The sequence below is a fragment of the Leifsonia sp. SIMBA_070 genome (assembly GCF_046534635.1).
Lineage (GTDB): Bacteria > Actinomycetota > Actinomycetes > Actinomycetales > Microbacteriaceae > Leifsonia.
In genome coordinates, this window is sequence record NZ_JAWRYK010000425.1 from 1 (window position 1) to 263 (window position 263).

Here is a 263-nt window from a genome sequence, read left to right on the forward strand (position 1 = left end):
GGATCCGGCCGACCGGACTGGTTCTTCGACCCCGCGCGCTACGGCGGCATCCTGTGCGACATCGGCAGCCACAACTTCGAGCAGATGCTGCACTACACGGGCGCGACCGACGGCGAGATCGTCAGCGCGACCGTGGCGAACTACGCCCACCCGGATACGCCCGGACTGCAGGACTTCGGCGATGCGCACGTCGTGCTCGACAACGGCACGACGGGCTACGTTCGCGACGACTGGTTCACGCCCGAGGGCCTCGGCGTCTTCGG

The 263-nt window shown here is 68.4% G+C and carries 1 pseudogene; it reads left to right on the forward strand.

Going from position 1 to position 263, the window contains the following annotated elements:
• Positions 1 to 263, forward strand: a pseudogene (locus tag SB754_RS20945) (gfo/Idh/MocA family oxidoreductase); the annotation flags it as partial.